General features: G+C 66.6%; 8 protein-coding genes. 6 read left to right on the top strand and 2 right to left on the bottom strand.

Features of this window, described 5'->3' with window-relative positions:
- Positions 1-267: 267 nt before the first annotated feature.
- Positions 268-426 carry a hypothetical protein gene (locus tag MKL11_RS04295; RefSeq protein ID WP_243940580.1) on the bottom strand — a complete coding sequence of 53 codons (159 nt, stop codon included), beginning with the start codon at positions 424-426 and terminating at the stop codon, positions 268-270.
- A 331-nt stretch (positions 427-757) separates the two neighbouring features.
- On the opposite strand from MKL11_RS04295, the gene MKL11_RS04300 reads away from it, so the two are divergent.
- A complete protein-coding gene (locus tag MKL11_RS04300; RefSeq protein ID WP_243940582.1) occupies positions 758-946 on the top strand; it encodes a hypothetical protein in 189 nt (62 codons plus the stop codon).
- 179 nt (positions 947-1,125) lie between these two features.
- On the opposite strand, the gene MKL11_RS04305 is transcribed toward MKL11_RS04300, so the two are convergent.
- Positions 1,126-2,154 (bottom strand): helix-turn-helix domain-containing protein, encoded by a 1,029-nt coding sequence (locus MKL11_RS04305; RefSeq protein WP_243940584.1) that lies wholly within the window; start codon positions 2,152-2,154, stop codon positions 1,126-1,128.
- A 520-nt stretch (positions 2,155-2,674) separates the two neighbouring features.
- On the opposite strand from MKL11_RS04305, the gene MKL11_RS04310 reads away from it, so the two are divergent.
- From MKL11_RS04310 to MKL11_RS04330, 5 genes are all read left to right on the top strand, one after another.
- On the top strand, positions 2,675-3,439 hold the full coding sequence (locus tag MKL11_RS04310; RefSeq protein WP_243940586.1) for a hypothetical protein: 765 nt from the start codon (positions 2,675-2,677) through the stop codon (positions 3,437-3,439).
- Positions 3,440-3,489: 50 nt separating this feature from the next.
- Positions 3,490-4,281: an ImuA family protein gene (locus MKL11_RS04315; protein ID WP_243940588.1), complete on the top strand. Its 792-nt coding sequence runs from the start codon at positions 3,490-3,492 to the stop codon at positions 4,279-4,281.
- Entirely contained in the window at positions 4,208-5,923 is a 1,716-nt protein-coding gene (locus MKL11_RS04320) for a DNA polymerase Y family protein (RefSeq protein ID WP_243940590.1), read from the top strand. Before MKL11_RS04315 ends, MKL11_RS04320 begins: the two co-directional genes overlap by 74 nt.
- Positions 5,920-9,210, top strand: coding sequence for an error-prone DNA polymerase (locus MKL11_RS04325; RefSeq protein ID WP_243940592.1), 3,291 nt, complete (start codon positions 5,920-5,922; stop codon positions 9,208-9,210). The genes MKL11_RS04320 and MKL11_RS04325 overlap by 4 nt, the downstream gene beginning before the upstream one ends.
- A 334-nt stretch (positions 9,211-9,544) precedes the next feature.
- On the top strand, positions 9,545-10,609 hold the full coding sequence (locus tag MKL11_RS04330; RefSeq protein ID WP_243940594.1) for a hypothetical protein: 1,065 nt from the start codon (positions 9,545-9,547) through the stop codon (positions 10,607-10,609).
- Positions 10,610-11,111 lie beyond the last annotated feature (502 nt).

An 11,111-nucleotide genomic window follows, 5' to 3' on the forward strand; every position in this document is an offset into this window, starting at 1 on the left:
CGCCGTCTGACAGGGCCTGGCAAGGCCGCATCAGGAGCGTAACAAGAACAAGACCTGGGGACGCAAAAGTGGCGGGCGCAGAGGATTGCCGACGCGCGGGAAGAGTATTTAGAGGAGATCAAACGTAATAATTCACGCCGAAAAATACGAGCTGGAAAGAATTCAATAGATCATCCTCGGTTCGCGTCAGGAGACGTGCGTTCGATCAGGATGAGGGTCATCTATGGCCGAAAAACCGATTGCGCCGCTATGACAAAGAATGGCTCGTCACGCCGCCGCCCTGGTGCGCACGAAAGCCAGCACATCCCGGCGGTCCACGGCGCACACCAGACCTTGCCAGATTCGCAGCAACTCGCATGTGTCGGCGATGCCGCTGCCCAAGGTTGCGCCGTCATGGAAGGCCGTCTCGGGCTCGTCGAGCGCCATGGCTATCCGCCTCAGACGATCTCGGCCAGGAATGCCGTCGTCTTCGCCGCTAGAGCCGTTCCCGATCGCGTTGCGACGGGGAACGGCTCTGAGCCTTTGATGTAACGGGCTCGCTTGCGCCGAACCGGGATCCACTTCGGCGGCGAGCGCTCTAGCGGTCAAGTTCCCTGCCGCGGCGGCCCCACTCTGCAATCCGGTCGCCAAAGGTCGCACCGACCCGGCAGGATACGTACGGTACCGCACCTCGTACAATCTCTCGGCGAAAGATGATACACATTAAACCTCTTTGGTTGTATTGAACATACCAAAGATCTCCGGAGGCAGGACGAGTATGCCTGACGAATTCGAGGCGATGGCGGAGGCCTGCATCGCCAATCACGAGCAAGTGATCCGGCACGGGTCGATCGGAATGCAGGCCGTCTCGCGTATCCTGCTCTATGCCCTTGGCGTGGAGATAGCCCGACGCATCGAGGACGAGGACAGCCTGGCCAGGAACGAGGAGAGCCGCCCTCGACGATGAACTGGGCCTCCATGACATCGAGGGCCTTCCGGGCGGGTGGTCCGCGTCCCCCCGTTGCAGACGCCCCGGATGAGTCCCAGGCATCGGCCCGGATCACGAGGGTCCCGGCCGCTGAGACCCGCGTCAATGCCCGGCTGGCGCGCGCATCTGCCGGAACTGGTTCGCCCGTGCCCGGGCCGTCACCGCCTGGGCGGAGCGCCGATCGCCTCGGGCCTTGCGAGGCCGAGGTCCGGACCCGCGCGACCCGCCGACGGAACCTTCATCAGGGCCTCGTGCCGGTACTCACGCGGAGCCAGGCCGAACTGCGCCTTGAAGCGCTTGGAGAAGTGAGCCTGGCTGCTGAAGCCGCAGTTGAAGGCCAGGGTGCCGATCGGCAGATGGGCATTGCCCGGGTCGGTCAGGCGCTCGCCTGCCGCCTCCAACCGACGATGCCAGATGTACTCGGAGATGTGCTGGCCGCGCGCGTGGAACAACTCCTGAAGCCGACGCAAGGACACGCCGGTCGCGGCCGCGAGTTGGGGCGGATCGAGGGCCGGGTCGCCGAGATTCGCCTCGACATGGGCCTTGGCGCGCTGGACCACGACGGTCCCGTGCAACGGTCTCGGTACCTCCTTGGCCAGGCGCTCGGCGATGCTGGCCATGATCAGGTCCGTGCCGATGCCGGCCATGCGGGTGGCGACATCGGGCAGGATTTGATCGCGGAGGCGGATCAGGTTGGTGATGAAGCTCGTCGCCAGACGGGTAGACGCGAGATCCGCCCCGATCGTCAGGGATGCGTAGAGCCGGGTGGGGCCGAGCAGGCTTTCCAGGCGCTTGCGCGGAAGGGCCAAAACCAAAGTTTGACTGTCGGCGCACGATATCCGCGTGGATGGCCGGCGGTCGTACACCACGAGGTCGCCCGGCCGCTGCACACTCTCCCGACCCTCTTGGATCCGCCGCGAAACACCGGCGATTTTGATCAGCACGTCGACCCGTTCCTGGTCTGCGCATCGCCGGATCAGACTGGGCGTCGCTTCGGTGCGCATGGCTCCCTGCGCCAGGGACGTCATCACGAGGGGGCCGACGCGGGCAACCGTCAACTTGGCCTTGAAGGGCGTATCGTCGAGCCGCTGCTGCTCGACGGGCATGCCCTGGTCGATCAGCGCCTCTTTCCAGCGCTCGAATGCGTCCCGAGGATGCAGGGCAGCTGTCGAAAACAAGGTCCGCATATGTATAATTTTTACATTAAGGGTATTTCATGGCTTGAGTATGTAATATCATCTGCCATGATTTGAAAGTCTAAAATATTGGGATTTATATCGTCTAAATTCGTGCAAAAGATCATAAGACATTATGTAAGTAAATTGTTTATACATACAAATACTTATGTTTGATAGCGGATCTATTTTCTGTTGCTGTTAGTCTATGAGGTTATCGGATCTATCACAAATTGTTGAACCGCCGTCTGATGCCGTCGGGAAAAGTTGCAGCCGGCATTCGACGGACACGTTCCGGGCTTAGCAGCCGCAGAGGACCGACGCTGCGCGGTCAGGGCATGCGACAGATCGGGCCTGCGCGGAGCAGATAAAGCCGCGGGGCCTTTCGCCCGGTGCCGTTCTGAAGGTTCGGCTCCGCCCTGGAACCAATGGCGAGCCCGATCAGATCGCCCGCCCGTACCAGGCCAAGCGCCCTTGGAAGTTGAGGCGCCCAACCTTGTCGGTGGCGATCGTCTCCGGCGGAGAGCGGTCATTGTGCGAGAGCAGCATCCGGGCGCCGGAGGCGCGCCGGGCCTATCTTGCCCGGGTGATCGGCGAGCCGGTGGCGGCGGTGGCGCAGGGTTCCGCGGAGGCCGAGCCCGCAGCCGGCGCGTTGCGCGACGACGCGGCGGAGACCCGGGACGCCCGCCTCGCCATCCTGGCGGCGGCCGAGCGGATCTTCGCCGCGGCCGCGATGCCCCGCCTTCCTTGCGATCTCCTCTGCGTGGCCGAATACCGGTCCGGGCGCCTGGCGTTGCCCGATTGGGTCCGGGCGCAGGTCCCGAACCTGACCCTGCGCAGCCTTCAGCGCTGGTGCGCGGCCCAGAAGGCCGGCGCCACGGTGCGGCTCGCCGTCGACCCGGGCGTCCCCCGGCGCGGCAGCAGCGTGCTGGATATGGGCGATCAGGGCCAGGTACGGGTCTACGCCCTGACCCTGATCGCCCGGCAGACGCACCTCTCGGCCGTGGTCCCGGACTTCGGCTGGGATACGACGGTGGAGACGGAGGTCCAGCCGTACCGACCCCTTACAACCGCGGTTCAAGCCGCCCGGCCGGGATCCGGAGGTGATGACATCCGAACTTGCGCAGAATGCCATTCGATTTTGCGCGCTACACGACTTGCGGTCTGTGGTCGCGAGCCCGGTCAACCGCAGCTTTGGTCGCGGGCGGCCGGGCTGATTCCACACGCGTCCACACCCATCCACAGGCCAAGCCGCTGGGCCGGCATCCGATTCCGCGAAGCTGCGGAAACGGTTTGAGCATGTTCCTGTTATGTTCCTATCATCCGGCATGACCGGAGCACGCGGAGATGGGGCTGGACCCTACGAACCAGACCGGGCGGGATCCCGCTTCGGGAAGCCCCCGGGAGCGGCTGGCGGCCCTGCGGGCGCACCTCGCGGGGCCGGGCGGCCCGGCGGCGCCGCGCCCGGTCCTGCCGCTCGGCCTGGCGGGGATCGACGCGCATCTACCCGGGGGCGGTCTGGCCCTCGGGCCGCCGCACGAGATCGCCCCGATGGAGCCCGCGGACGCGGTCGCGGCCCTGGGCTTCGTCCTGGCGCTCTGTGCCGGCCGGCTCGCCCGCACGCGAGGCGCGGCGCTGATCGCCGCCGCGCCGAGCCAGCCCCTGCCCCACGGCCACGGCCTGGCCGGACTCGGCCTCGATCCGGCCCGGCTGCTGCTGCTGGAGGGAGGCAGCGACGCCGAAGTGTTTCGCGCCCTGGAGGCGGCGCTCCACGCCCGCGCCCTGCCGGTGCTGGTCGGCCTGCTCGCGGACGGCCTGCCGCTGAAGCCGGGCCGGCGCCTGCAACTCGCCGCCGAAGGAGGGGCGGACGGCACCGCGCCGCCGCTCCTGCTGATCCTGCGCCCCGCCGAGGCCGGGCTGCCCAACGGCGCCGCTACCCGCTGGCGGATCGCCTCGGCGCCGGCCGGCCGGGACCGGTTCGGCACCCTGGACAACCCGCGCTGGCGAGCGCGGCTCGAGCGCTGCCGCAACGGCCGCGGCGGCGACTGGCTTCTGGAGTGGGACCATGCCGCGCATCGTCTGCGTCTGCCTGAGCCACTGGCCTGTGACGCGGCTGCGGCGGGCCGGTCTCGCGCCTGACCGGGGCCCCCTCGCGGTGGCGGCCGAGGGGCCCGGCGGCCTGCGGCTCCTCGCCCTCGACCCGGAGGCCCGCGCCCTGGGTCTGCGGCCGGGCGAGCCCCTGGGCCGGGTCCGGGCGCGGATCGGCGTGCCGCTTCAGGTTCATCCCGCCGATCCCGAATCCGACCGGGCGGCCCTGCTGCGGCTCTGCCGCTGGGCGGAGGGCTACGCTCCCGGGGTGGCGCCGTTCGGGCCGGCCGAGGCGGCGGACGGGTTCTACATCGACGTCGCCGGGGCGAGCCACCTGCGCGGCGGCGAGGGGCCCCTCGTGGACGACCTCGCCGGGCGCCTGGCGCGGTCAAAAATCCCCGCCCGGATCGCGCTCGCCGACACGCCCGGCGGCGCCTTCGCGCTGGCAGGATACGGGACCTCCGACCGGGTGATCGTCCCCCCCGGCGGGGCAGCGGAGCCCCTGCGGGCGCTGCCCGTGGAGGCCCTGCGCCTCGATCCCGGCACGGTCTCGGGCCTGCGGCGTCTCGGCCTGCGCCGGGTCGGCGAGGTCGATGCCCTGGCCCGGGGGCCTCTGGCCCGCCGCTTCGGCGAGGCCCTGCTGCTGCGTCTCGACCAGGCGATGGGCCGCCGCCCCGAGCCCCTGGCGCCGCTCACCGAGGAGGCCGCGTACCGGGCGGCCCGCGGCTTTCTCGACCCGATCGGCCGGCAATCGGACATCGTCGTCACCGCCCGGCTGCTGATGGCGGAGATCGCCCCCCGGCTGGAGCGGGAGGGGCTCGGCGCCTGCGCCCTGCGCCTCGTGTTGCACCGGGTCGACGGGGTGATGCGCGTCCTCGATCTCGGCCTGTCCCGGCCCGAGCGCTGTCCCGAGCGCGTCGCCGCCCTGGTCTCCCTGCGCCTCGACCGCCTCGGCGCCGGCCTCGATGCCGGGTTCGGCTTCGAGACCGTGGCGCTTACCGTGACGGTGACCGGCGCCCTGTCGGCCCGCCAGACGGAACTCGGGGCGGCGCCCCAGGGCGACGGCATCGACGCCCTCGCGGACGCCCTGGCGCAGCGCCTCGGCCGGCCGCTCCTGCGCCTCGGGGCGCGGGCGAGCCACATCCCCGAGCGGGCCGACCATACTCTTCCGTGGACGCTCCAATGTTCGGACAGCGCCTCGCGCAAGTCGCGACGCGCCCCCTCTCCCGTGCGGGAGAGGGTTGGGGTGAGGGACCAGGGCTCTCCGGAAAGGTCGCACCCCTCACCCGGCTCTCTGCGAGAGCAGATCTCTCCCGCACGGGAGAGGGGACCCGAGCCTCAACCGGATTCATGTGAGTCCCATAGCCCCTTGACCCGCGCCCCGACGTCCTGGCCGGACCACCTCCCGCCCCGGCCCCTGGTGCTGTTCCCCCGGGGCGAGGCCGCCCTCGACGTACTGTCCACGGTGCCCGAGGGGCCGCCCCGGCGCTTCCGCTGGCGCGCCCGGATCCACGCGATCGTCCATGCCGAGGGGCCGGAGCGGATCGCCGCCGAGTGGTGGCACGCCCCCGGCGCGGCCCGGGACTATTACCGGGTCGAGTGCGCGGCCGGCCGGCGGCTCTGGCTCTACCGCGACGGGCCGCACGCCCCCGGCCGCCCGGCCGCCTGGTTCGTCCACGGGGTGTTCGCGTGAGCGATCCCGCCTACGCCGAGCTCGCCCTCACCACGAATTTCTCGTTCCTGCGCGGCGCCTCGCATCCGCAGGAATACGTCGTGCAAGGCGCGGCCTACGGGCTCGCTGCGATCGGGATCGCCGACCGCAACACCGTGGCCGGGGTGGTGCGGGCGCATGCGGCGGCGCAGGCCCTCAAGGCGGAGGGTTCGAAGATCCGCGTCCTGCCCGGCGTGCGCCTCGTCACCGAGGACGGGTTCGAGGCGGTGACCTATCCCGCGGACCGGCCGGCCTGGGGCCGCCTCTGCCGGCTGCTCACCCGAGGGAACCGGCGCAGCCGCAAGGGCGCGTGCCGCTTCACCTTCGCCGAGATGCTGGAGGCCGCCGAGGGACAGATGTTCATCGCGATGCCGCCGGGCCGGCGCCTGCGCCCCCCGGACGGTTTTCTGGGCCGGCTCGAAGCCCTGGCCGCGGCCGCCCCGGGCCGGACCTGGCTCGGGGCGAGCCACGCGCGGCGCGGCGACGAGCGCCGCCGCATCGGTCTGCTGGCCGAGCTGGGCGAACGCTCCGGGGCGCCCATGGTCGCGGTCTCGGACGCGCTCTACCACCATCCCGAACGGCGCCCGCTCCAGGACGTGGTGGCCTGCATCCGCGAGCGATGCCGGATCGGGGAGGCCGGCTACCGGCTGGAGGCCAATGCCGAGCGTCACCTGAAGCCCCCCGCCGAGATGGCCCGGCTGTTCGCCGACCATCCGGAGGCGCTGGCCCGCACCGTCGAGATCGCGCAGAGCTGCGGCTTCTCCCTCGGGCAGCTGCATTACGAATATCCCGACGAGCCGGTGCCGCCGGGGCGCACGCCTCAGGAGTACCTTGAGGAGAAGACCTGGGAGCGGGCGCTCTGGCGCTATGCCGGCGCCATCCCGGCCGCGGTCGAGGCGACCCTGCACGACGAATTGCGGCTCATCGCGAAGATGAAATACGCCCGCTACTTCCTGACCCTGTTCGACGTGGTCGAGTTCGCCCGGAGCAAGGGGATCCTGTGCCAGGGCCGCGGCTCGGCGGCCAATTCCGCCGTGTGCTTCTGCCTCGGCATCACCGCCGTGGACCCGTCCAAGCACCGGCTGCTGTTCGCCCGGTTCATCTCCGAGAACCGGGGCGAGCCCCCCGACATCGACGTCGATTTCGAGCACGAACGCCGGGAGGAGGTGATCCAGCACCTCTACGGCCGCTACGGCCGGGACCGGGCCGCCCTCTGCGCCACGGTGATCCATTACCGCCCGCGCATGGCGATCCGCGAGGTCGGCAAGGTCCTGGGGCTCACCGAGGACGTGACCGCCGCGATCGCCGACACGGTCTGGGGCTCCTGGGGCAAGGACGTGCCGGACAAGCACGTGCGCGAGGCCGGCCTCGACCCCGACAACCCGATGCTCCGGCAGGCCCTCGACCTCGCGCACCAGCTGATCGGCTTTCCCCGCCACCTGTCGCAGCATGTCGGCGGCTTCATCCTGACCCGCGGCCGCCTCGACGAGACCGTGCCGGTGGGCAACGGCGCCATGGCGGACCGGACCTTCATCGAGTGGGACAAGGACGACATCGACGCGATCGGCCTGATGAAGGTCGACGTGCTGGCGCTGGGCATGCTGACCTGCCTCAAGCGCGGCCTCGATTTTTTGGAGAAGGACCACGGCGCCTTCTACGAGACCCTGGCCGACCTGCCCCCGGAGGATCCCGAGACCTACGCGATGCTGGCGAAGGCCGATTCGGTGGGCGTGTTCCAGGTCGAGAGCCGGGCGCAGATGTCGATGCTGCCGCGCCTCAAGCCGAAGGAGTTCTACGACCTCGTGGTCCAGGTCGCGATCGTGCGCCCCGGCCCGATCCAGGGCGACATGGTCCATCCCTACCTGCGGCGGCGCTCGGGGATCGACCCGGTGGTCTATCCGGCCCCGCATCCGGATCACGGGCCGGCGGACGAGCTGCACACGGTGCTGCACAAGACCTATGGGGTGCCGCTGTTCCAGGAGCACGCGATGCAGATCGCCATCACGGCCGCCGGCTTCACCCCGGCCGAGGCCGATGGCTTGCGCCGGGCGATGGCGACATTCCGGCATGTCGGCTCGATCGGCGGCTTCGAGGAAAAGTTCGTCGGCGGCATGACCGGCCGCGGCTACCCGGCGGATTTCGCCCAGCGCTGCTTCGCGCAGATCAAGGGCTTCTCCACCTACGGCTTCCCGGAGAGCCACGCGGCGAGCTTCGCGCTGCTCGTCTACGCCTCGGCCTGGATGAAGTGCCGGCACCCGGACGTGTTTCTGGCGGCGATCCTCAACGCCCAACCGATGGGCTTCTACAAGCCGGCCCAGCTGGTGCGCGACGCCCGCGCCCACGGGGTCGAGGTGCGGGGCGTCTGCGTCAACGCCAGCGCCTGGGACTGCACCCTGGAGCCGGCCGGGGATCCGAAGCGGCACGCGGTGCGCCTCGGCCTGCGGCAGGTGAGCGGCCTGCCCGAGGCCGCGATGCATCGGCTCGTGCGGCTGCGGGCCAACGGCTATGCCAGCATCGAGGGCCTGCAGGCGGCCCTCGCCTTGCCCCGCAACGCCCTGGAGCGCCTGGCCGAGGCCGACGCCTTCCGGTCGCTCGGCCTCGACCGGCGCGCCTCCCTGTGGATGGTCCGCACCCTGGAGGGGACCTCGGCGCGCAGGGCGGCCAAGGCCGACGGCGCCGAGCGCCGCGGCCACCTGCTGGAGGCGCCCCTGCCGCTGTTCGCCTGGCACGCCGATGACGGCCTGTTCCGGCACGAGCCGGCGGTGGACCTGCCGGCGCTGCCCCTGTCCGAGGCGGTGGCCGAGGATTACGCCGCCACCGGCCTGTCGCTGCAGGGGCACCCGGTGGCGTTCTTCCGGGGGCGGCTCGCCCGGATCGGCGCGATCCCGGCCCGGGCCCATTGCGATCCGGCCCTGCCCCAGGGCGCCCGGGTCACGGTGGCGGGCTTGGTGCTGATCCGCCAGCGGCCGGGCACCGCCAAGGGCGTGGTGTTCCTGACCCTGGAGGACGAGACCGGAATCGCCAACGTGATCATCTGGAAGGCGGTGTTCGAGGCCAACCGCCGGGCCGCCATGCAGGCCCGGTTCCTCGCCGTGCGCGGCCGGGTGCAGCGGGCGAGCGGCGTGGTCCATCTGGTCGCCGAGGGGTTTCGCGACCTCACCGAGTCCCTGCGCGACCTGCGCGCCGCCGGGATGCGGCTGCCGCCCGAGACCACGGATTTCGGGGCGCCTCCGGATCGGCGGATGTATCCGAGCCGGGATTTTCACTGAGTACCTGTGTGAGGAACCCTACCGTCCGCCGCCGACCCCGAGCGGTCGTTCGAGTAGACATGTCCGAAAAATGACGGTTTTCTTGGCAATGAGGACCGGTAATTACCGACAGCGACAGATTGATTTCGACGATCCGGTCGAGCGGCCCCGCATGCGCGGGATTTTATCGTCCCCCGATCCATCCGGGGCATGTCAGAGGTAACGATAGCCGAATTCAGAATTAAATTATGCAGCGTCGATTCGAACTTGACATGTGTCATAAAAATAAAAACCTTGCGCTTTACAGGCAGCATATTACAAATAAAAACGTTACAAAAATACATGCTATAGGACCATGAATGGCAAGAAATTTGCAGCACCGCCTAATCCAGAGCGCGCTTTGACATCACAAAAGATTGAGCGTCCCATGAAAGCAGTGCGAAAGATCATCACTACGATACAAAAAATAGTTCACCGAATTGCGCAGTGGCCGTCTAAAACAATACACTTGATATATTCAATTGATATGATCAAGCGCAAGGCGAACAATGATCGGTTATCTTCCATCAAAGCGCATAGTCACAATCTACCAGCATTGGAAAATGAAGAAACGCTGCTTGCCCATGCTTTGAAAGATCATGGATTTTGCACAACCAATTCAAACCTGTTTGAATTCTTCGGGGCGGAAAGGTTTCAGGCAGCGAGCCGCGATATATATGAATTGATGGAGCGGAATTATCTTGAGACGGGAAGAAATATCGATATTACAAGATTACTGAGTGCCAAGCCTGCTTTGATAGATCAATTTGAAACGGTCTTCCGTGCCGGGCTGGATATCAAGTTGTTGAGGATTGTCGAGCATTACCTGCAGCTTCCCGTCGCGTATGGAGGAGTTGATATATTTTTCACTGTTGCTGACGGTTTAGAAAGAGGTGCGCGAACTTGGCATAAGGATAGCGAAGATAATCCGATGGTAAAGGTCGCTGTCTATCTCAATGATGTTGGCGACGACGATGGACCTCTGGAAATTCTTCATTTGCATCAGACATCCTCGGATTTTGAAAAATTACGGGGGTTTAAGCAACAGAAATTGGTAAATCTTCAAAACGAAGGCAAGGTCAAATTCGAAATCACATCCTTCACCGGCCCGGTAGGAACTGTGATACTCTGCGACACATTCAAGTTTTATCACAGAGGCAAGCCTGCCACAGGAAAAAATCGTAGGGCGTTGTTCTTTAATTATTACGCGAATAGGCCTTTGACTCCGTATTTTTGCCCAAACCCGCCTTTTTCATTGGATAAAATGAAAGATTTGGTCTCAAACTTGTCGACGATACAACAAGATGCGGCTTTATGGCGTGAGAATTTAACCCGCGTTGATAAAATGGTCACAAAGCGGAAGCCATATCTGAATTTATAATCCACCACATGATGAATCTCAGTGAGATTGCGAGACATTCACTGGGTTGTGCAATGAATTTCCCCTGTGGCGGTTGAGTCCAGGCGCTGCCAGTCTCGAAGATGCAACAATTGTTTTCCAAGAACCAGGATCAATTTAAGACCCATTTAATCCACAATACGACATGAAGTAGAAAGATCGCACGAAACAACCTTCCCACAAGCGCGGCGAGTGTCAGCGTTCCGAGATTCGATCTTAGCAAGCCCGAATGCCAGCGCGGGGTTTCCGCTCTGCACCCATTGCAGACGATACCCAGCTTCAGATCCCACCCACTCAGTCGCCGCGCTCGCGATGACGGGCAAGCCGAACGCCCGACCCTCCCCCTTGACAATGTTCCTATTTTGTGCTCATTAGCCGTCACCTGTCCTTCGGTGCTTCGGGAGCGATCCCGGGGCGCTCCTCGGGGGTCCGTTCGGTGGCTGACCGGCGGGCTCGGAGGACGGGGCGATGCCCGCGTCGGTGG

Origin of the sequence: Methylobacterium sp. J-077, assembly GCF_022829365.1 — a bacterium.
Lineage (GTDB): Bacteria > Pseudomonadota > Alphaproteobacteria > Rhizobiales > Beijerinckiaceae > Methylobacterium.

Bases quoted from the DNA above. Each gene is read 5' to 3' on its own strand.
- MKL11_RS04295 (WP_243940580.1), bottom strand. From the start codon at position 426: ATGGCGCTCGACGAGCCCGAGACGGCCTTCCATGACGGCGCAACCTTG.
- MKL11_RS04300 (WP_243940582.1), top strand. From the start codon at position 758: ATGCCTGACGAATTCGAGGCGATGGCGGAGGCCTGCATCGCCAATCAC.
- MKL11_RS04305 (WP_243940584.1), bottom strand. From the start codon at position 2,154: ATGCGGACCTTGTTTTCGACAGCTGCCCTGCATCCTCGGGACGCATTC.
- MKL11_RS04315 (WP_243940588.1), top strand. From the start codon at position 3,490: ATGGGGCTGGACCCTACGAACCAGACCGGGCGGGATCCCGCTTCGGGA.
- MKL11_RS04320 (WP_243940590.1), top strand. From the start codon at position 4,208: ATGCCGCGCATCGTCTGCGTCTGCCTGAGCCACTGGCCTGTGACGCGG.
- MKL11_RS04330 (WP_243940594.1), top strand. From the start codon at position 9,545: ATGAATGGCAAGAAATTTGCAGCACCGCCTAATCCAGAGCGCGCTTTG.